Here is a 21422-nt window from a genome sequence, read left to right on the forward strand (position 1 = left end):
CAACAATCTAAGAATATCTCATCACATGATGTGTCCCATTTATAAATAAATACTCCATCAAAAATGCTTCTACTGATGTGTACATTCAATCATGAGTCATAAGAAAAAAGTACTTACAGGGTTTTTGATTCTCTCAATTAGCACCTTCACATATTCTTCCTGCAAAAAACATTTAGAAGAGAAAGCTGAGCTGGTATTGTTGAATGGGACTATTTATACCGTAGATGAACATAGACCTCAAGCTGAGGCTCTGGCCATAGAGGGAGATAGATTTGTTTTTATCGGTGATAATGCTGGAGCAAAAAAATATGTTGATGAAAAAACAAGAATAATTGACCTGAAGGGGAAAACAGTTACTCCAGGTCTGATTGACAGCCATGTGCACCTAGAATGGTATGGAAGATACCAAGAAGAGCTACATCTTCATGGAACCACAAACTTTGATGATGTCCTGAAAATAGTAGAGCAGCATGTTAAGAGAATTGAGCCAGGAGAATGGATCATCGGCGCCGGGTGGGATCATGAAGATTGGCCGGACAAAAAACTTCCAACTCATGAAAGACTTTCCGCCATTTCTCCCGAAAACCCCGTATTGCTAGAGAGGGATGGAGCTCATTCAGTTTTGGTAAATGACGCAGCTATGAAGCTTGCAGGTATAGACAAAAAAACAAAGGATATAAAAGGCGGACAAATCATCAGGGATGCAAAGACAGGCGCCCCCACAGGTATCTTCGTTGACAGAGCTAAAACGCTGATTAGCAGTATAAAACCTCAACCTTCTTACGATGACAGAGTGCGCTACATCCTGAATGCGGTTGATTCCTGTATCTCTGTGGGACTCACAAGCGTCCATGATGCAGGAGTTTTTAATGAGCCCAGTTTGGCTTATGAAATCATAGATATTTTTAAGTCATTAGCTGAGAATGGGAGACTAAAAAATCGAGTATATGCCATGTTAGGCGGTAATGAAGTATATCTGGACAATTATTTTGAATACCTTCCTATGATTGGTTACGGAAATCACCATCTTACATTCAGAAGTATAAAGATTGCCATCGATGGTGCCATGGGTTCTCGTGGCGCACTACTTTTAGACGAGTATTCAGATATGCCTGGCCATCGTGGTTCTGTGGTCACTGAATCAGACGCAATTAAGAAGATTGCTATCGGTGCTGTTAATAAAGACTTTCAACTGAACGTTCATGCAATTGGTGACAGCGCCATTCGACTTTCCCTTGATCTATTTGAAGAAGTTGATGCTGATTATCCCATACATGATCGTCGATTCCGAATTGAACATTTGCAGTTAATCTCCCTTGAGGACATTCCACGTTTGGAAAAACTTGGCGTTATTCCATCCATGCAAGCATATCACGCCATCTCCGATATGAACTGGGCAGAATCAAGAGTTGGAAAAGAACGTGTGAAAGGGAATTATGCCTGGCGGAAGGTCCTTGACTCAGGTGTGATCATTGCAGGCGGTTCAGACATCCCCGTAGTGCCTATTGACCCACTATGGAGTATTTACGCATCCGTTACCAGACGGGACATTGACGGACTTCCGGAAGAAGGGTGGTATCCGGAAGAACGTATGTCTCGAGAAGAAGCGTTAAAAAGTTATACAATCTGGGCAGCTTACGCAGCATTTGAAGAAGATCTAAAAGGATCCATCGAAGTGGGAAAGTTAGCAGACCTAGTAGTCTTCTCTAAAGATATCACAAAGATCGCCGCAGAAGAGTTATTAACTACAAAAGCCCTTTTAACTATTGTAGGTGGGGATATCGTTTACAAGCGTAAGGAGTTTGAGTGAGAAAAATGGAATAAAAATCCATTACGGTGACTTTTAATATTTAATATCGGTCCTGCCGACAGTTTTGCCTATATGGCCAACAAGTTTTCCCATGGTATAAAACTCTCCACTGCCAGCAGTCATACCAAAAAATGAGACATTGGGGACAATTAGCCGACCATCTTTATCACATACACTTTCATGGACAGTTGTGGCAACAACATTAGCAAAGAAAACAGTGCGGTTCGGAGGAACATCAATAGTATTAAAAATTCTGCATTCTACTTGAATTGGTGCTTCCTCTACAGTTGGGGCATTAACTTTGACTGCCTTCCCTTCAGTTAGGCCAGAAAGAGCATATTTATCACCCACTTTACTGGAGTTCATATCCACGGTATCAAAAGCGGTAATAATATCTGCTGTGGGAACATTCAAAACGAATTCTTCATGCAATTTAATCAAATTGCCAGCTATGTGATAATCAGCCACACTAATTCCAATTTGGGGCGGTTTGCCTTCAATCACAAAGGTCCATACCACTGAAATTTCGTCCGGATCACCCGGTTTCCCACGAACTGTCAACAGTATTGCTGGGACAGGAGGAATCATCGGTCCATTTTCAGAGAGCCTGAGACGTTTCTTTTTATCCTCTGAGAAAAAACTTGGAATAGTCGCACCGCTCAGGCCAGTCATTAGTGCAGGAAACACGGTCTGTTTCATAAAGATACGACGATTCATAGTTTGCTCCTTTTTGACTCTTCTATTCAAAGATTCTTGACTTTTTCAATCACTGGAATTGGACCTTTCCCAAACCATATAAAAAAGCCGTTCCAAAAGGAACGGCTTTCGAATAATAATGTACGAGTATCTTAGAGCTGGTAGCCGAGTGAAAACCTCATAACAGGATCAAAACTCTCCATTTGGGTCATGGCAACATTCACCGAAATACCGGCCATGTTTACACCAGCTCCAAATGAGAGGGCATCCTGAACAAGGTCACCCATAGTGTAACTGCCGCGAACTTTTATCATGCCCGCAACAGTCATTTCACCGTTCACCGCAATCCGCTGAGCCATATCAGAAAGCTTAATAACGTTTATTCCTGCCATAAGGCCCATATTATCATCACCAAATGCCTGGCCAACCGCACCGAAAGTAAACGTCATGGGCGGAGCGAGGCTGGATTCGGTTTCTGTTTCTACAGGATCAATCGTGGGACCGAAATTGGAGATGACCGCTCCCAGTTGAAGATTTTTATAACCTGTGTTGAATTGCGTTCCCACATCAAAGGCAAGTCCTGAGAGAGATGCATCATCAATATTCTCAGAGACCATCTTTGCAGAACCACCGATGGAGAATTTATCCGAAAGAAAACGTCCATAGCTCACCTGGAGGGCATTATCAGAAGCAGTGAAAGTCTCCATATTCGGTTCAAAAACGTAGGATCCAGACTCCTCCTTCCAGCCTGATTTCATAAAGTCCCCGTAATCTACCGATACAAAACCAACACCCAGAACACCACCAGCCATAGGCATTACAACACCGGCGTTCATGTAGGATGTTTCTACGATCCATTGCGTCATCCCGGCGCTGAATCCCAGACCACCTGCTCTGGCCAAACCCGCAGGGTTCCAGTAAAGCGCTTCCGCACCAGCTGCCTGGGCTGTAAGACCTCCCAGGGCCGCACCACGGGCATCATAATGAAGGTTCAGGAACTTAAACGCTACTGAACCGGATTTGTCTGACACACCTTCCTCATCTCCCTTTTGCGCCATAAGCAGCACAGGAAGAGCTAGGGTGAGAACTGCTGTCCATTTAGTCAGTTTATTAAATCGCATGTCGTTCCTCCCAAGGGTTAGCGGATCACCGCTAGTTTTCCGGTCGCATCGCCTACTTTCCAGAAGTAGACACCGGTTGTGACCTGCGTCCGGTTACGGGACACGAGGTTCCAGTCGAATGAACCAGTCGAACTGATCTTTTTCTCAAAAACCAAATTGCCCGTAACATCAAAGATTTTAAGATCATCGCCGGACTTTACATTGTAAAACCGCATGAAATAGATGTTCGGATTGTCCGCGCCGAAGAATGTGGTCATCACTTCCCGCTTCCAAGGGTTGGGCGCCACAAAAGGCGCTGTAGACTCACTGCCACTTACATCACTGTAAGTCAGAGTCTCCAGTGAAACTGTAAAGGCTGGCGGAGCCGTCGGTATATCTACCCTGCCATATGGATCACTTACCAAGGGGTAAGACATGGTGTAATAACTCTCCAGCGAGGGGACACTACCATGTGTCGCGCTGGTGCCACCCTTGTCATAAGCGGCCACATAATACCAGTACATGAGGCCGATAGCCACGTTCTCATCTACATAACTGTAGGTTCCGCCTGAGCCAAAGCCAGAAGCGGGTCCTTCTGAAAGCACTTTGTATGGTCCAGCAGCATGGGCTGGCCATTCGGCGTTCGGTGCTGTTGAAGGAGAACCCTCAGCATCCGTGGAGCTCCCTTCAGCGCTCATCAGCGCTTCGGTGTTGGTTCCGGGTGCAGCAGCAGCACGATAAACCCGGAAGCCAGAGAAGTCAGCTGATCCAATGTCCGGATCAATAGCTGCGATCTGCGCATCGCTGTAGGTCCAAGTAATCTTAACTGTACCATCGGACTGCGTTGTTACACCATTGGCGGCAATCTGAGGAGCCGCAGGCGGCTTTGGCAGATTATAGTCCCAGTCGTAGGCCTGTTTTGCCGCCCTAGCAGCATTCTGAGTGTTTTCAAGACCGGCACCCGCCAAAACAGCAAACACCAACTTAATGGAGTCACCGGCCGCAACATCATAAGGTCCATACGCCTGAAGGTATCGCATATCCATGGGGCTCGGGTTCACACTTTTCTTATCTTCTCCCCGGAAACCGGCACTGGCAAAATTCCACCGCGCTGCGGCAGTCTGAGGATCTTCATCACCTGTCCACCAGTAGTGAGTCACATCTGTAGCAACCAATGCATCGTGGTTTTTACCGTTCAGGTTTATGGGTGTCTGTGCAACACGAACACCACGATAATCACGACCATCGTCATCGATGCCGAAGTCGTTGGCCGCCGACGCCTGATTATCACCATCCAGTTCCATGGTTGTCATGGTAACCTCATCATAATCCACAACATCATCTGTCCAAAAAGGGAAATCCCAGTCCGGAAAGGGGACATTCCAGGTGACGTCATGATCAGCCTTGCCTCCCATAATAAGATCCGTGATATCATCTGTACCATTGTTAATGAGCGTCATTTCTTCAATAACAAAGTCGTTGAAGTCATAAGTAGATGTTGGGGCGCCAATCTTGTAGTAAGTGTTTGTGGTCCCCTGAAAACTCCAGGAGAGCCGGCGGGCTTTCACCGTCATATTTAGCGTTGGAATCGACCAATCTGAGTGACTGATCCACGGCTCTTTGTTATATTCATCCCATTCCGCCCATCCCTGGCTTGTTGTACCAGGCTCGGTACCACGTGTTAAAACGTATTCTCCTGTGGTTCCTTCAAAGTAATCTCCACCAATCTTCCCCACGATCCAGTAACCGGCACGGCAGTTGTAGTTCAGAAACCCTTTGCCGCCTTCCACGGTAAAGCAGCCAGGATACACCCAGCCGGGAATAACAGCACCACAGGTTTGATCACCTACATTTCCATAGGAATCCCAACCCATCCACATGGCATTGTTGGTGTGATAAACATACGTCTGATCAACTGCAGGACCGTAGGTGCGAATGAGGCCCCGTTTCTGTAGATCATACTTGTCCGATGCGTCCACGAAAGACACAAGGTTAAGAACCAGAGAAGCCCCAATTGTGAGACTCCAAAATTCATGATTCAATTTATTCATTTGAGTCAACTCCTTTGTAATCTTGTTGCTCTTCATTCTTCTGATAAACTAGAAACTAAGGCTAGCGCCAAAGTTGATTGTCAAGGGTTTTCCGTAGGCCAAAAGATTATTCCTCGGTCCAGAGGCCACTTGATAGAAGTTGGATGTTTCATCGAAGAATGACATGGGATCAGCTACCCAGACCACATTCTTGCGGTTGATGACATTTTCCACCAACAGATAGACTGTGGGGGAAGCGAACCCGAGACCAAGCCTTGCATCCACCTTAAGATTGATATCCATTGTAGAAGGTGCCCTTTCCTTCAATGCCGCCCCGGCTCCACCGGCGCGGGCAGTCATGGGAAGACCGCTCATTGCTACAAAGGTTAAGCTGCCGCCTACGCGCTCCATCATACCACCCATGGACATATGATAGTCAACATAGCCGTTGAGGACGTGTGGCCTGTGCCAGTCCAAGGTCGTCATTGTCATAACCCCGGAACGCTCCTGAAGGAACTGATCAACTGCGCCTGCACCCTGCTGGAGCTTATCGGACGCGGTCCCTTCTGCAACTGAGAAAGTGTAGGAGGCACGCCCTGTGAGCCCTGAAGCCGCCGTTTTAGCAAAACCTAACTCAAGTCCCCGAATTCGGCCGAAGTGATCGCTGGATTTGAAATTAAAGCTGGTAGCCTGATAAAAATCATCCGCGGTCCATTCACCAGGATTGTCATAACCAGAACCATCATCCACCGCCGGCTGGAGCGAGGCACCATTAACAGCCACTAAGTGAGCAATATCCTTGTTGTAACCCATCACATCTATCTTCATTCCGCCCGGGAGACTGTACTGTACACCCATCTCATAAGTGGTTGTCTCCTGAGGATCAAGGTTCGGGTTGCCAAGAAAAACGAAGTTGCCTGACTCAGTACCACCATCCATCTGTGCCATATAGTTATCCAGCAGATCGTAGAAAGTTGGCCTTTGGAAAAATGAGCCATAGGAATAGCGGAAAGCCATATTATTACTCACAGGAAAAGAAAGCCCAATGCGAGGACTTAGTTTTGATTTGGTTTCCGTTGCACGACGCTGGGAAAAATCGAAGGGGTTGATTGTCTGACTCTCCCACATTCTGTCCCCATCCTCACTCACATCCCAGAGGCCTTTGTCAGCGCCCGCATTAAACGCATCGAAACGTAAACCGACATTGACAATCATGTCACTGAATTCCATCTGGTCCTGCACGTAGACTGCCATTTCCATGGGACTCACGTCCTTGATGTTGTTTACCTGAATACGTGGCTTAGCATCAGAGTAGCCTACCGTCCGGCCGAACCAGACATCATGGCCGATCCTGTCGATTTGGAACATCCGGTACTCAAAGCCACCTTTCAGCAAATGACGGTTATTCAGTTGACTGGTTCCTCCCAATGAAAACGTCGTGTGTGAATCTTCAGATTTAAAGTAGTGACCATAAACGTTCATTGTCCCAAACCAGGCGTTGTTATTCGTCCTGTCTTCGAGAACTTTTGTGTGATCCGGGCCATCGGCACCGCTGTACTGAGTAGACGCAGTTACATTCTTAACATTTACAAAATCAACGAATTCACCGCCCGACGTTTTAGCGCCATCCTCCGTGATCTTGCTGAGGTTGTCTAACCGGAGCGTAATATTGGTATTAGCGGAGAGAACATAGTTGGCAGTGACACCAAACTGAACAGTCTGTGACTCCGTACGAGGGAACTGTCCCAAGGCATATTTCCAATCTGTTACAAGCAATTCACCCGCAGTTTCTCCGACTCTATTTCCATCAAACCTGGGATCATACATACTTTTTGAATCGTGAAAGAGGAATTCCGCGCCCAGCTTCAGATTCCCGCCTAACTGATAAGTGAGTTTCGCCTGGTAACTGCTGAACTCATCAGAGATTCCTGGCAGACGGCCGGGATCATTATACGACCTCATAGAGGCAACGAGCCCGAATGCACCGGAGCCGACACTCACATCGGCATCCAAGATGTTCATCGCATCACCGAAAGTTTCATCCATCGTATGCTCACTGGCAGTAGCAGATCTATAGCTTTCGCCTTCAGCTACCTCCAGAGACTCGCTGTAGAAATCAGCATCTTTGAAGTCACCATCCGCACCACCTTCACTCCTGACATAGTCCTGGGTTCCTGAGGTCCGGAAGCTGACATTGGCATGTACACCATCCGGCGCTTCCCTCAACACCGTGTTAAAAATACCTGACATGGCCTGGCCGTATTCGGCATTAAAGGCCCCCGTGATCACCTGAAGCTCTTCGATCATGGAAGGGTTGATAGGAATGGCATTGTTGCCCATAATAGGATTGAGTACAGAGGCCCCGTCCACGAGATACATCTCCTCACCAGAACGGCCGCCCCGGAGATGGAGCATTCCATCGTGTTCTATGACGCCCGGGAGCGTTTTTACAACATCTTTCACCGTTGCAACGGGGAGCTGTGTGGTGAGCGCACCGGAGACGTACTGTTTAGTAGAGGTTAGTGTTTTCTCAATAAGTGGACGTTCAGAAACAACCGTCACTGACTCGCCAGCAATGGCCTGGCTTTCAAGTGAAGCTTCCAGAGGTGTTGTCACATCCATACTGACACTCACATCCGTAGCATTATATTCGGCGTAGCCAATCATGGAAAAGGTTACACTGTACACCCCCGGCGGCAGGTTGATGATGAAATATTCACCATTCTCATCCGTGGCGGCACCGAAAGAGGTGCCATCCACTATGACGTTCGTACCGATAAGAGGATTTCCAGTACCTGCTTCTGTGACTCGACCAGATATTTTACCTGTCTGTCCAGCAAAAGCGAGGGAAAAAACACAAAGAACAGCAAGAATAGGCTTCAGGGCTCTCATGCTATTCCTCCTTATTATTTTTCATTGTTCGAATAAAAAAACCGGGGATTTGAGAAAAGTCAAGACTAAATCCACCACTTCCCTTTTAATCCCCACATAAGAAATTCAAACTATTTTGGGCATAATATTGAGTAAAACCTAAGGAAAAATTGAGCTGGGTCACATTTTGTGAGTTATTACTCGACGGTGATCCCTCGGTGAGAAAGTTCCTCCATAAATTTATCGTACGGCACGTCGTAAAGAGGCGAAAGAACACCTCTTGAAGAAATTTCCCCTCGAGCAACCATTTGCGCCATAATACTAGCGGTATATCCCACTGTTCTGTTCATAGCGGTGAAACCTGTCTCCCGATCGCGATAATCAATTACGTGTTGTATTACCCGCTCTTCCTCTCCTCCTCTCATGCCTGCTGCCTCCACACGGATAACGATTACGTCTCTCTCTTGGGCCCCAAGTTGCAACTTCGGCTCCAGAACCTCTCTAAGAAAGTCTCTGGGTGACGGCAGACCCTTCTTCAGCGGTTCTGTAGAGAGAAATCCCAAGTTAGAAAATGGTCGCATGGCTGTGGCGTGACCTGGCCAACGGAGGGTGTACCTGCCGGCAGTATGGCATGAATCACCAATACCCATCTGTTCCACAAAACGCAAGGCATCGCGGTTAGGAGTTGCTTCCATTGCACCTAAGCTAGGAACATCAACATAATGGATGTTCTCCTCGTCAAAAAGGGTCTCACAGGGAATATCAATGATTTCACCCTCTTTCAGAATTCTGGCGTCATCTGAGTATGACTTCAGGACTCCTTCATACGTCCAGGTAATTTTATACTTCAACAGATTGTCTGCGGCTGAGAGCTCTGGCAAGCCGCCGCCATAGCTGTTCAGTTCATATATTTCATCGAAATAACGCAGCATTTCCCCGCAGAGGATCAGGTCTATTCCGGGATCCAGCCCGCTCTCAGGAAAAAGAGTTACACCAGCCGATTTCGCTTTGTCATGGAGGTTATAGAGGTCCTTACCATAATTAGCGTTCACCATGTGAACACCCTCAGCAATGGCAACTTCCGCTACAGGCCGGGCAAAGGGTACAGGAAGCATGTCCACAACCACATCAAATCCTTCCTTCATAATGGCTCTCAAGGCAGCCTCATCGGTGGCGTCACACACTTGTTGAGAGCACCGATCATCTTGAAAAAGGGGATCTCCTTCTACACCAGAGAGGTCTACGTCTGTGGCCAATACACTCTTTACATCTGAAGATTGCAGCAGATCATAAATGACGGCCCGACCTTGCATACCACAACCAAGGACAAGAAATTTCATTCTGTATAGAGCTCCTTTTGAATTATACCATATATTCTTAGACAAAGCCAATAATGAGATACAGTATGGAGACCACCGCTGCCACGGAAAGGGCATAAGGCAGTTGCGTCCGGACGTGGTCAATATGATCACAGGCGCTTCCGAGAGAAGCTAGAACGGTCGTATCCGATAGAGGTGAGCAGTGATCGCCAAAGACGCCTCCTCCCCCCACAGCGGCAAAGGTACCCAAGACCACTGTGCTGAACGTTTCGCCGCTGAACTGATACGCCAGCGGCAGTGCAATCGGGATCATAATGGCGTAGGTCCCCCAAGACGTCCCTGTTGCAAAGCTGATAAAAGCACTGAGAAAGAACGTCATGAGAGGGAGAAGCTCTGGTGTCAGCCAGTGCTCAGTGGCTCCAACGACATACTGGGCCGTCCCCATCTCTTTACTCAAAAGGTTGATACAGTACGCAAGAGCCAGTATCATGACCGCCGGCATAACGCCTTTCACACCAGCCAACACAGATTTCATCAGTCCACTCAACGGGTCCACCTTCTGTAACCATAGGACGATCCCAAGGACAGCAGCAGCCAGCATATAGCTCTCCAGTACCTTTGCAGTGCCGAGAGTGATGAAAGTTCCTATGTTGATAGTGACAATGATGGTGACAGGAAGAAAAAAGTTGAGAAAAGGGTTTGTTTTGGAGGCATCGGCTGGCGCCAGATCTGTCAGCTCTTTTCCCATCATGGGAACTGCACCATCCCGAAGTACTTTTCCTTCCTTGTAAGCTCTTTCCTCCGCTTTTTTCATGGGGCCGAATTCAGGGATGAATCTTACAGCAATAAGCCCTACCATTATGATGGTCAGGAGTCCGTAGAAATTATACGGGATACTCCTGAGAAAAACGGCCATGGCCATATCTCTGTCAACAATACCAGCGGTACCCACGGACAGTCCCCCCATGTAGACAGCCCAGCTGGTAATGGGGATGATGGAAAGGAGCGGTGCCGCTGTAGAATCACAGATATAGGCAAGTTTTTCCCGAGAGATCCGGAATTTATCGGTGATATTCCGCATGACGGGTCCAACAAAAAGAGGTGTGAAGTAGTCGCTAAAAAAAATGGTGATGCCCATTCCCCATCCCAGAAGATTGACCTGTCGGCGGTTTTTCACCCACGTTCCGGCCCGCTCAGTGAACATAATGATAGCACCGGACCGCTGGAGAAAGGCTACAAGGATACCAATACAAAATTCGATGAGACAGATCCATATGAAGTCCTCATTCCCCAGTGCCCGGACAAGAAACGGCGGGAACCCGGCAATCCCCTCTCCCATCATGAGGATTCCTACAAAACAGGCGATGAGGAGGCTGATAATAGCATCGCGGGTGATAAAAGCGAGGCCTACCGCCAGAAGGGGCGGGATAATGGAGGTCCAGTGGGGATCAGACGGTATCACGCTCAGCCCGAGTGTGACTTCACCCAGTTTGCCAAGCGCTCTATCCCCTCCAGTACTCTGGGACACTGTTCTTCCAAGAATTGATCAGAAACAGCGGCGCCAGCAGCGGCCATGGCTTCACCACCATCAAAGATAACATAGGCGAGACGGGCGGTCATCTCTTCCTCCGGACGCATGAACGCTTCTCCCGACAAAAGGACCACGCCTGTCTCTTCCAGCACTTTTTCACACAAGGCATCGCTGGTTCTTATCCCTCTGGGTGAGATAGGTGAAAAATCGAGAAATAGATAGAAGGCACCCGCCGGTGAGCAAAGCTTAAGGCCTGTGTCGTGCAATCTCTTGGCGCAGTGGCACCCCAGTGCTTTCAGTATCCGTCGGGAAGCCGAGAGGTACGCTTCGATCTCTTTTCCGCCGCTGTAGGCGGTAACTGCGGCGTACTGGATGGGTGCACTCACGGTGGAATAAGTCTCGCTGGCAACAGAGCTCATGGCTTCCTGAAGCCATGACAGTTCTTTGGGAAAGATGAATGTCCCGAGCCGCCATCCGCCAGCACCACACCATTTGGAAAGTCCTGAGCTGATGATGGTCCCTTCAGGGTAATATCTTGCCAGTGACTGGTGAGCGCCATCATGATGGAGTTCCCCGTAAATCTCATCTGAGAGTACAATAATGTCCCGTTCTCTAGCTACTGTGGCCAGTGCCTCCAGCTCAGCCTGTGAATAGGTAGTCCCATGAGGATTTCCGGGATAATTTATAATAAGCAGTTTCGGGTTGGAATCGGTGACCTCGGAAGCTAACCGATCTGACGACAGGAGCCAACGGTCAGCGGAAGTGGTGTGGATGAGCCGGATGTTCCGCCCGAGTATTTCACCGTGAGGGACATAAGAGACCCAGCACGGTGTCGGTATCAATACTTCGGCCTCGAGGCAAAGCTGCATCAGAAACATCAGCTCCTTGGAGCCGGGACCGATCATCACCTGCTCCTCGGTAAAGCTGATTCCTTCCTTTCCACCATGGAATGCAGCCACGGCCTCTCTCAGCTCGGGAAACCCCTGAACAGGAAGGTATGATTTCCGGCTGACATTCTCCACGAGGGCATCAGTCACTATTTGCGGAACCGGGAAAGGCGACTCCCCAAAACCGAAACGGAACAACTCCCGCCCTTCCGCCTCCAAGGCGACGCTCAGCTCATTGATCCCGAGAGTAGGTGATTTTCTCCGGCCTTGTACATTTGGATTAACTTTATGCATTGCTAAGAAAATCTATCTGTTTCTCAGGAACCACGCCAATCCGGGTTCGGTTTTGGCATGTTTGCGTCAACATCTTCGAGCCAGGCTTTCAACTCAGCCATCAGTGCCGTCGCTATTTCGGGGTGAGTCTTCACCAAATTGTTTTGTTCACCTAGATCATTATTCAAATTGTACAATTCCACTGAGTCATCTTCAAACCACAGGATCAATTTATAGTCCCCTTTCCGTACTGCTGCTGCGGGGGTAGCACCAGAACCAGAATAGTGTGGGAAATGCCAGAACAATGTTTCTCTGTCCAGTGGTACATTATCTTTTATTGACGGCCATAGATTTTCACCGCCCACATGTTGTTCCGGTATCAAATCCAATCCAGTCATATCAAGCAGTGTTGGGAGCAAATCAGTCGAAACGCTCGGTTGATGATTGACAGTTTCTGCCTCAATCTTCCCGGGCCACCGGATGATAAACGGAATTCGAATCCCCCCTTCATACACCCACGCCTTGCCCGCCCTCAATGGCAAGTTAGATGTGGGCATCCATGTTTTCCCGCCTGAGAGTGTAGAAAGTCCTCCATTGTCAGATAAAAAAACCAGAATTGTATTTTCGGCCAAACCCAGTTCATCCAGCGCCTTGACTATCTCCCCGACACCTTCATCAGTAGATTCAATCATTCCAGCATAGACTGGGTTATCCTGTTTCAGTTTATTGAGTGTGCCGTTTTTCTCTTCATGGAACTCTGGCTCCTCCGGAACCAGATAGCGGGAAGCTTTTTCTCTATATTTCTCAATTTTCTCTTCCTTCGCCACAATAGGTGAATGGACCGTATAGTATCCCAGCATCAGCACAAATGGCTTATCCTGATATATCTCCAAGAATTTGATCGCCTCAGAAGTTAAGCGATCGGTCAGGTGCTCTCCTTCATATCCATCTTCAAGATCAGGAATGTTCAATCGAGGTCGTTTAGCGTTCTTGTAAGGGAAAAAATATGCTCCTGGTGTGCCCCCTCGGTTAGTGGCCAGATTGAATTGAAAACCGTGATGTTGAGGGAAAGATAACGTATCTCCCAAATGCCACTTTCCAATATAGCCCGTCATGTAGCCGGCATCAGAGAATACTTCCCCAAGCGAATATTCATCAAAAGGTAGGTGTTCGAAGTTGTCTGCCGGCAAAAGATTCCCCACCTGTGTCCCGCCAATCCAGTTTGTTATTTTCAGTCTCGCCGGGCTGACACCGGTCATGATACTTGCCCGGGTGGGAGAGCAGTTCGTGCCAGCTGTGTAGAATTGAGTGAACTTCATCCCTTCAGCAGCCAACTGATCAATGTTAGGCGTCTCATAGAAGGTGCTCCCGTAGCTGCCTAGATCAGACCAGCCGAGGTCGTCCACCAGAATTATCACTACATTGGGCTTATGGTATGGAGCGTCACAACCAATCAACAATATAAAACAGATTCCAATGAGCCAATTGTGAGGGAAACGGTGAAATGTCACAATTTGGACAGCAATCTATGCCTCTACGCAGGCCTTAACACGATCCCTGGGATCAGGCTGTGTCAGGAGACTCACAACCACCAGAACAAGAGTATTCAGCGTCAACCCATAAACGCCCTCATGCATCCCAGCAAAGGGCGAAAACTCCGGATTGAGTCGAAAGAAAGTGTTCACCACAATACCTGTAACAAGACCGGCCAGGGCGCCGGCTTTTGTGGCACGGGGCCAGTAGAAAGTAGCAAACACAAGTGGAAATATCTGAACGATCCCGCCATACGCCATGAGAAGCAGATCCACCAACCCCTGGTCCAGGACCAGGGCTAATCCATAAGCGGTAATTCCCAGCATAACAACAACAAGGCGAATATAGAACCGTTGCCGGGCATCATCTATTTTCATGCCAAGGCCACTTACAAGGCCGTCCCTGACAGCGATGGAGCCGGCAGAGTGGAGAATGGCGTCACCGGTAGACATGGACGCCGCTAGCGTCCCGGCGCAGACCAGCCCCACCAAAACCGGCGAAAGTGTCAATTCCCTGAGTAAAAAGGGGACAATACTATCGGCAGGATTAACCCCGGGGTATTTTAGTACACCGGAAAAACCGATGAGAAGAATTGGTATGAGGAAGATCTGGAATGTTGGATACATGACCACTGTCCGTCGTAGCGACCGATCACTCTTAGCTGCAAAGCTCCTCATAAAAAGGTGGGGCCACATCATGAAACCAAGACCGGAAACAACTATGGATGAGCTGAAGGCGGCCCACGTCCACGGGTCACCGGCGGCGTCAAGTCCGGGAGCCACCAGCATCTGCGCCTTGTCACTGTTTGCTATCTGTTCAAACATGGGTCCCACACCACCGTAAAGTTTTATGGGGAGATATAGCCCCAAAAACCAGGCGATAACCATCATGAACATCCCCTGGAACATGTTGGTCCATCCCACACCAAGTACACCACTAAATACCACATAGATAATGACCACAGCATAAGAAAGGCCTGCTCCAACGGCAAAGGGGACACGACCGTCCGTGATCGTTTCGAGAATCAGTCCCGCTCCTTTCATCTGGATCACGATGTAAGGCAGAAAGGCTCCGGCGCTCAACAGTGTCAGAATGATAGACAGTGCCCGGCTGTCAAACCGGTATGCCAGCACCTCTGCCTGCGTCACAAATCCAAACTTCTCTCCCAGTCGCCGGACCCTCGGTCCAAAAAAATAGAGCGGTACTACACCGACGATTCCGTAAGCAAGAATATAAAGAGATGCAACACCCCGTGAGTAGGCCCACCCAGGACCGCCCAGAAAGGCAAAAGAAGAAAAGATGGAGGCACCCATAACAAAGTAAAGGACAACAGTATTCATAGAGCGATCCGCCGCCACGAAACCGGTAACGCTCTTTGAGACCCGAAAACCGGACATGATACCCGTAGCCAGCGTCACCGCAAGGTAGGCCAGACAAATCAGGAGTGCGATGAGCCACCCTTCCATTTAGTTTTCCTCTGGTTCAGACCGGTAGAGCAGTACCAGCCCAAGAAAAATGGCTACAACAGCCAGTACCATCCAGAACATGAGAAAGGGAAGGCCCAGAACCATGGGGTAGATCCCCCACACTTTCGGCCACGGGAACAAAATGGCAGAGACGGCCGCGGCATAGATAATGAGAAAAAGAGTCCGGGTTCGCCTGTATTTAGGGGCATCAGAGGGTGAGAAAAAGTGCAGTCCAAGCTTATTCATAGGTGCTCATCCATACTGATATTTATGTGAAGAAAGATGGAACATAATGGTTCAGGCTGACAATCGCAAAGGAGACTGTGGCACACCGAAATAAAAAAGCCCTCACTGGGAGGGCTTTATCATTGAGATAGTTTTGAAATACGTCTTAGGTAATCCTAACCGATTAACCCTGGGTCACCAGTGTTATCAGTTGGTGTTGACCCCTCCCCGCCTAAATTCACCTCTGTCTTGAGGAAAAAAAGCATCAGAAGACCCAAGACCATGATGACGCCAAAGGTCAAGGCCGTGGTTGCCATTGGGACGGAGTTGTCAATAGAAACGGTGTCCAGAAGGTTCAGCTTTACTCTAGCAATCTCAATCCCAAAATCTTCCAGATATTTCAGCACTTCCATCCTGTAGAGCTGATCGGTTTCCAGATCGTAACGCACCACATTACCCACCAGCATAACTCTATTCTCATGTTGGGATTGATTCTCCAGCATGGCAAAAAAGAGATGGTCAGCTCCTGCCTGTGTCGCTGCACGCTTTAACAATCCCAGGTCCGACGTTCCGATGACACTATCCACTGCGGCTTCTCCCAATGCATCTTTCACAGGGTTGGGGCCTATGTAGAGGATCCCTTGCTGCTCAGAGAAAAGATTGTGGAATTTTAGATTGATCCTGGCATGATGAATTTCAGGGATCTCTTCCAGCCGAGTACCCACAAACGCCACCACAGGCTTTCTCTTTTTCTCAACTCCGTAAAGAAATGGGTAGGCCAGAAAAGTCAATAGCACCACAGTTATGAAATTTCTTCCCACAATAATCATAAAAAAATTTACAGTGAAATGTCCTTTTACTTATAAAAAAAACGCGGACCCAAAAGGACCCGCGTTTTTACTTGCCAATCTTATAAAATCTTTAACCTGGCAATGGACAGTTCGGATTAGCCCTAATCTCCTTAATAGTGATAGGAAACAGGGTCCCTGGGCTTGACTTCGCCTCAAACTGAGTTTCCCACAGTAGGGAAGTCTCGCCAAAGCGATACATGTCAAGCATCCGTCTACCGGTGGCAAAGAGATTCACCCGGCGCTCATGCTTGATGGCATCGGCCACTGTTGCATTGCTGCCGTCGTATGGTGTCATGCCGGTTCTGTTCATGTTCAAGTGCGTAATGGCATCTGCATCATTACCAGCCATTTCAGCAAGCATTATATACAATTCAGCACCAGATATCATTGTAATGGGGGCATAGTCAGTACCGCCACGATCTTTGAAAAAGTCGTTAACGATGGCCGCTATCCGCGGATCAGCGGGGCCCAAGGCGTTACCCTGAGGATCAACCACATCGACACTGGCATCTGTATCTACTAGATCTGCTGGGAACGGGTCACCAATTCCATCAGGCCTTATGCCAAACTCAAGCTCTGAACGTCCGTTTATCTGCCAGGAAAATCCGCTTCCCACAGTAGTGGAAGAGTACTCAATCTGATATTTTGAGGTCTCATCCCATGTGTTCAAGGCTGCTTCCGCATAGCTTTTGGCGTTGCTGTCCGTGACAAAGCCGCCACCATTGCCAATGACCGTATGAACCTGCTTATAGAAGTAGGCACGGGCCAACATGGCGTTAAAGCGAGCCTTCATCTCAGAGCTTGACGTGGTTGACATCCCTTTTTTAAAGAGTTCAATAGCCTCGTCGTATACTCCCATCATGTTGCCCACACCGAAAGGACTGCCGGGGATAGTTTTGTCTGAATACACAAAGTCCTCAAACCAGTCAGCAATGCACACCCGGACAACACCCGCATACAGATAGACCCTGGCCAGGTCTTCAACATTGCCTAGGACACCTTCACTCTGAAAGGCTTCAAGCGTTTTAATAGCTTGATCTGCCATCCAGCGCCCCTCGGTAATCGAGTTCCACTGTCCGTCTACAAACTCGTTGTAGACATCTGACATCTGACCTTTGTCAAGAGAACCCCAAGCGTCGCGAGAACCAATCCAGGTTGCCTCATCGCTCGACACTGAAATTGGGGCCAGCATATTACCAATCCCATTGCTGGTGGTGTTCAGAGCACCGTTTGCCATTGCAGCAGCCACAGCCGGATCTCCAAGATCAGACTCAACAAGTGCATTGGGGTTTTCGGAATCCATATCACAACCCACGGACACCAGGCTCAGCACCAGGATCCCGGGGATCATGAAAAAAGCCGACTGTTTTCTCAATTTGGCTAACATATCATTTCCTCCGATTTTCATTATCCTGATCCTAGAAACCAAAGTTCACCGACATGGTGAAGGTCCTTGGGATAGGTACTCCAAATGCATCAATACTCTCTCTAAACATATTCAGACCGCCGTCCTGTGCACTGCCGGCGTTCAGCTCAGGATCGATACCTGAGTAATCTGTCCAGAGCATAATGTTACGCCCGGCAAAAGAAACTGACATATTTGTCAGGCCGAAGCGTGAAACTGTCTCACTGGGAACACGGTATGTAATACTCAACTCCCGAAAACGGACAAAATCACCGTCTTCAACAAGGTTCAAACCGCTGTAAGGCGACAGTGACTGCCACGTTTCAACCCATTCTTTCGCAGCCGCTAAGCGTTCGTTAGCATCGTACTTGGGGTTGAAGCTGGCATCCACACCACCGGTCATGAAGTCGCGTTCCGTTATTGAGGAACCCATGATGTTTCGCCCGATATAAGGGTTGGCCTTGCGGAAGGCATCCGTCAGATTGGAATACCCGAAGTTGCCAAAACGCGTCTCAAACATGGCGTTAATCTGGATGTTTCTCATGATTGTAATATTAGCACCGAAGGAACCCATGTAGTCAGGTCTTGGCTTACCAATATACCAAGCCAATCTGTCACCGGCTGTCTTGGCGCGCTTGGCTGTTACATCAGCATCGGTGGGAACATCCAGACAGGGGCCCCAACCAGAAAGAATGCTCATGGTTTCGCTACCGGTAAAAGCTGCCAGAAGTTCGGATTTGCTCTCACAAACACCATCATTATTCAAATCGATGGGATACTCAGTGTCCACCAGTTTAGCACCAAACAGAGCCGCAATTGGGAATCCTTTTGTCAGGAAGTTCCTGTAGCGTGGATAGGATCCGCCAACCTTCTGCTCAGGTGCACCACCGAGACTGGTAAGTTCGTCCTCCAAGTAGGAGAGAGCTCCATACACATCCACAGTGAGCTGGCTGGAACGTACAACATTTGCATTCAGTCCAAGCTCCCAACCTGAAGCTGTCCACTCACCGATATTGGTAAGCTGGGTGTTAGCAAATCCACCGGAAGGTGGAAAGGATTGGGGAACGAGGCCGTCTGTGGTGATTTTGCTAAAGTATGCAAATTCACCACCGATCTTATCATTTAAAATACCGAAGTCAAACCCAACTTCAGTTTCTGTAGTAATCTCAGGTCCCAATGCGGGGTTACCCACGTTGCCTGGTCTCAGACCGGGGCCTTCCAGAGACGACCACGGTGCATATGTGGTGTACTGATCAAACGCACCGGGCTGGTTACCCGACTGACCCCATGATCCACGTAGACGAAGTGTGCTAAGGGGGCCAAGGGGACCCATCATTTCAGTTAATAGATAGGAGAGGCCCACGCGGGGGTATGTCACCGTCTGGAACTCCTCACCAAAGGTGCTGGTGGCATCCAACCGCATGCTAAGTGTCGCAAACAGATAATCGCCAACACCAACACGCTCCTGGAACAAGTATCCGGCCTCAATAGTTTCAACAAAAGAAGAGCCGGACTGAGGCGCATTCAGTGCGCCCAAAACCTGGAGACCGGGGCCGGGGAACTGGTTGCCCCAACCTTCGATGAATTTCCTTACCATTCTATTGGCATTAAAACCTCCAACTGTTTCAAAGCTGAGGTTACCCATGTCCATATTATGGCTGGCCCTTATATCCAAGGTCAGCTCTTTCTGCTGACGACGGCCAATAGAAAGATATCCATCTCTGTAATAACTGCTTTTATTATCAGCGGCCCACCTATAAGGCATATAACTCTCACCACGGCCGTTGGTCATATTCAGACCGAAATTACCTTTCAAGGTAAGATTGTTGCCAGGTGTGTAGGTCACGGTAGTAGAGACCAGAGTGTTATCAAGATCAGAATTCAACTGCCGGAAGGTCACTTCCCTAGCTGTGGCCCAGGCAAAGGATCCGGTATAGTTGTCAACAGCATCGCCATAGCTTAAGGCCGTGGCGAATTCAGGTTTCCCCATCTGAATGAGAGAGGTAATTCCATAGATGTTGTTGTTATTCTGAATTGTACTCTGGATACGGCCAGTATAAAAGGTATGAATGCGCACCTTCAGGTTGTCACTAGGCAAAATGTTCAGGGTGGCGCTTGACATGAATTTGTTGTCAGCATCATTGCCATCGCCGACAGGAAGGCCGCCTAGGGTGGCATTGTTGTCAAATGGACCATCAAAGGTCTGATAGCGAACATTGGCAAAATATGTGGCCCCAGGAACACCACCTTCCACACTGGCGGACATGGTGTTACCGCTTGCCTTGTCGTAAAGCATCCCGGCAAAGGGGATGGACATAATTTCCCATGTTTTACCAGAGTAGCTGCCACCTTCGGACTTGGATGAGGCATCAGCTGAAAACATATGCTTCATTCTGGAGGCTTGGTCGTCGGTCCTGGCGAAACCGGTATTTTCCTTGTAGCGTGACTCATCATAACTACCAGTCGTCTGAGCCATTTTAAACGAGAATTTTGGTTTGCCGATGGCGCCTTGCTTGGTGATGATATTGATGATCCCATTAGTTGCCTTGGAACCGTACAGAGCAGAAGCTGTGGCTCCTTTGAGTACCTCAATACGCTCAATGGCGTCCGGATTGATCTCACTCATGCGGCCCGGGACACCACCATTCCAATTCATGCCACCAGCATTTGTGGAGTTGTCCAAGCGGATACCGTCCACGTAAATGGTGGGCTGGTTGGACTGAGAAATACTTGAAGTACCTCGAATTCTGATCTCAGCACCTTCACCGGCCAGTCCGCCGTTCAGATTCACCTGAACACCGGGTATCCGGCCTGTGAGAATCTGATCCACGCTGCTTACAGGCGAACCCGCAAGCTCATCCATTTTAACGGTACCAACAGTGTTACCTAACTTAGCTTTCTCCACAGCAACACCTGTTCCAGTAACCACAATCTCATTCATGTCAATGGCAGATGCCCGAAGAGAAAAATTCAATTCGGTAACACTACCAGCAAGAACGCTAACCTGCTCTGAAGAAGTGGCGTAACCAATGTAGTTGGCACTTACCTTGTAATCACCTGCGGTTACACTGGCCATGCTGTAATCACCATCCATACCTGTCGCGGCACCCATGTTGGTTCCAACGATTAAAACGTTGGCGCCCACCAAGGGGTTACCATCCTGATCTGTGACCCGGCCGGCAACAGTACCGGTTTGAGCAAACAGAGCAAGAGGCATGGACACTGCAAGCAATAGCGCAAAACAGCGAACAATAACTCGATTATTCATATCAATACTCCTCGTTCTCATTTAATATTATCCAAAAGATTCAAGTTTATTATGTCTGTAGAGAGGATAGTTATCCCACAATATTATGAATAGACGCATCCCCTCGTCTCATCAGGCCTGAGAATACAACTTATTTTTCACCTGTGTCAAGTATTAT

The 21422-nt window shown here is 48.4% G+C and carries 14 protein-coding genes; 1 reads left to right on the forward strand and 13 read right to left on the reverse strand.

Annotated elements, in window-relative coordinates; translation table 11 throughout:
* The first annotated feature begins 91 nt into the window (after positions 1 to 91).
* Entirely contained in the window at positions 92 to 1810 is a 1719-nt protein-coding gene (locus tag EYO21_06685; GenBank protein HIB03491.1) for an amidohydrolase, read from the forward strand.
* Between the two features lie 33 nt (positions 1811 to 1843).
* Here EYO21_06685 and EYO21_06690 read toward each other — a convergent pair whose 3' ends face one another.
* The 13 genes from EYO21_06690 to EYO21_06750 all read right to left on the reverse strand — a co-directional run bounded on the left by EYO21_06690 (position 1844) and on the right by EYO21_06750 (position 21286).
* On the reverse strand, positions 1844 to 2527 hold the full coding sequence (locus EYO21_06690; GenBank protein ID HIB03492.1) for a hypothetical protein: 684 nt from the start codon (positions 2525 to 2527) through the stop codon (positions 1844 to 1846).
* Positions 2528 to 2658: 131 nt separating this feature from the next.
* Complete coding sequence (locus tag EYO21_06695; protein ID HIB03493.1) at positions 2659 to 3627, reverse strand: PorV/PorQ family protein; 969 nt, start codon at positions 3625 to 3627, stop codon at positions 2659 to 2661.
* 17 nt (positions 3628 to 3644) lie between these two features.
* Positions 3645 to 5657, reverse strand: coding sequence for a T9SS type A sorting domain-containing protein (locus EYO21_06700; protein HIB03494.1), 2013 nt, complete (start codon positions 5655 to 5657; stop codon positions 3645 to 3647).
* Between the two features lie 48 nt (positions 5658 to 5705).
* On the reverse strand, positions 5706 to 8528 hold the full coding sequence (locus EYO21_06705; protein ID HIB03495.1) for a TonB-dependent receptor: 2823 nt from the start codon (positions 8526 to 8528) through the stop codon (positions 5706 to 5708).
* Between the two features lie 176 nt (positions 8529 to 8704).
* Positions 8705 to 9943: a saccharopine dehydrogenase gene (locus EYO21_06710; GenBank protein ID HIB03496.1), complete on the reverse strand. Its 1239-nt coding sequence runs from the start codon at positions 9941 to 9943 to the stop codon at positions 8705 to 8707.
* Positions 9885 to 11288 (reverse strand): transporter, encoded by a 1404-nt coding sequence (locus EYO21_06715; GenBank protein HIB03497.1) that lies wholly within the window; start codon positions 11286 to 11288, stop codon positions 9885 to 9887. The genes EYO21_06710 and EYO21_06715 overlap by 59 nt, the downstream gene beginning before the upstream one ends.
* A gap of 2 nt (positions 11289 to 11290) precedes the next feature.
* On the reverse strand, positions 11291 to 12538 hold the full coding sequence (locus EYO21_06720) for an aminotransferase class I/II-fold pyridoxal phosphate-dependent enzyme (protein ID HIB03498.1): 1248 nt from the start codon (positions 12536 to 12538) through the stop codon (positions 11291 to 11293).
* 23 nt (positions 12539 to 12561) lie between these two features.
* Positions 12562 to 13977, reverse strand: a complete 1416-nt coding sequence (locus EYO21_06725; GenBank protein ID HIB03499.1) for a DUF4976 domain-containing protein — start codon at positions 13975 to 13977, stop codon at positions 12562 to 12564.
* A gap of 66 nt (positions 13978 to 14043) precedes the next feature.
* The gene (locus tag EYO21_06730) at positions 14044 to 15516 is read right to left on the reverse strand and encodes a sodium:solute symporter family protein (protein HIB03500.1); all 1473 of its coding nucleotides are present in this window, start codon (positions 15514 to 15516) and stop codon (positions 14044 to 14046) included.
* Positions 15517 to 15762 carry a hypothetical protein gene (locus tag EYO21_06735; GenBank protein HIB03501.1) on the reverse strand — a complete coding sequence of 82 codons (246 nt, stop codon included), beginning with the start codon at positions 15760 to 15762 and terminating at the stop codon, positions 15517 to 15519. It abuts the gene before it with no gap.
* Positions 15763 to 15917: 155 nt separating this feature from the next.
* On the reverse strand, positions 15918 to 16571 hold the full coding sequence (locus EYO21_06740; GenBank protein ID HIB03502.1) for a hypothetical protein: 654 nt from the start codon (positions 16569 to 16571) through the stop codon (positions 15918 to 15920).
* A 91-nt stretch (positions 16572 to 16662) separates the two neighbouring features.
* Positions 16663 to 18000: a RagB/SusD family nutrient uptake outer membrane protein gene (locus tag EYO21_06745; protein ID HIB03503.1), complete on the reverse strand. Its 1338-nt coding sequence runs from the start codon at positions 17998 to 18000 to the stop codon at positions 16663 to 16665.
* A gap of 10 nt (positions 18001 to 18010) precedes the next feature.
* Positions 18011 to 21286, reverse strand: a complete 3276-nt coding sequence (locus EYO21_06750; protein HIB03504.1) for a SusC/RagA family TonB-linked outer membrane protein — start codon at positions 21284 to 21286, stop codon at positions 18011 to 18013.
* Positions 21287 to 21422 lie beyond the last annotated feature (136 nt).

This window comes from Candidatus Neomarinimicrobiota bacterium, from assembly GCA_012964825.1.
In the GTDB taxonomy this organism is placed as follows: Bacteria; Fidelibacterota; Marinisomatia; order Marinisomatales; family S15-B10; genus UBA2125.

Bases quoted from the DNA above. Each gene is read 5' to 3' on its own strand.
- EYO21_06750 (HIB03504.1), bottom strand. From the start codon at position 21,286: ATGAGAACGAGGAGTATTGATATGAATAATCGAGTTATTGTTCGCTGT.
- EYO21_06710 (HIB03496.1), bottom strand. From the start codon at position 9,943: ATGCCCTTTCCGTGGCAGCGGTGGTCTCCATACTGTATCTCATTATTG.
- EYO21_06700 (HIB03494.1), bottom strand. From the start codon at position 5,657: ATGAATAAATTGAATCATGAATTTTGGAGTCTCACAATTGGGGCTTCT.
- EYO21_06695 (HIB03493.1), bottom strand. From the start codon at position 3,627: ATGCGATTTAATAAACTGACTAAATGGACAGCAGTTCTCACCCTAGCT.
- EYO21_06740 (HIB03502.1), bottom strand. From the start codon at position 16,571: ATGATTATTGTGGGAAGAAATTTCATAACTGTGGTGCTATTGACTTTT.
- EYO21_06720 (HIB03498.1), bottom strand. From the start codon at position 12,538: ATGCATAAAGTTAATCCAAATGTACAAGGCCGGAGAAAATCACCTACT.
- EYO21_06730 (HIB03500.1), bottom strand. From the start codon at position 15,516: ATGGAAGGGTGGCTCATCGCACTCCTGATTTGTCTGGCCTACCTTGCG.
- EYO21_06685 (HIB03491.1), top strand. From the start codon at position 92: ATGAGTCATAAGAAAAAAGTACTTACAGGGTTTTTGATTCTCTCAATT.
- EYO21_06745 (HIB03503.1), bottom strand. From the start codon at position 18,000: ATGAAAATCGGAGGAAATGATATGTTAGCCAAATTGAGAAAACAGTCG.
- EYO21_06735 (HIB03501.1), bottom strand. From the start codon at position 15,762: ATGAATAAGCTTGGACTGCACTTTTTCTCACCCTCTGATGCCCCTAAA.
- EYO21_06705 (HIB03495.1), bottom strand. From the start codon at position 8,528: ATGAGAGCCCTGAAGCCTATTCTTGCTGTTCTTTGTGTTTTTTCCCTC.
- EYO21_06690 (HIB03492.1), bottom strand. From the start codon at position 2,527: ATGAATCGTCGTATCTTTATGAAACAGACCGTGTTTCCTGCACTAATG.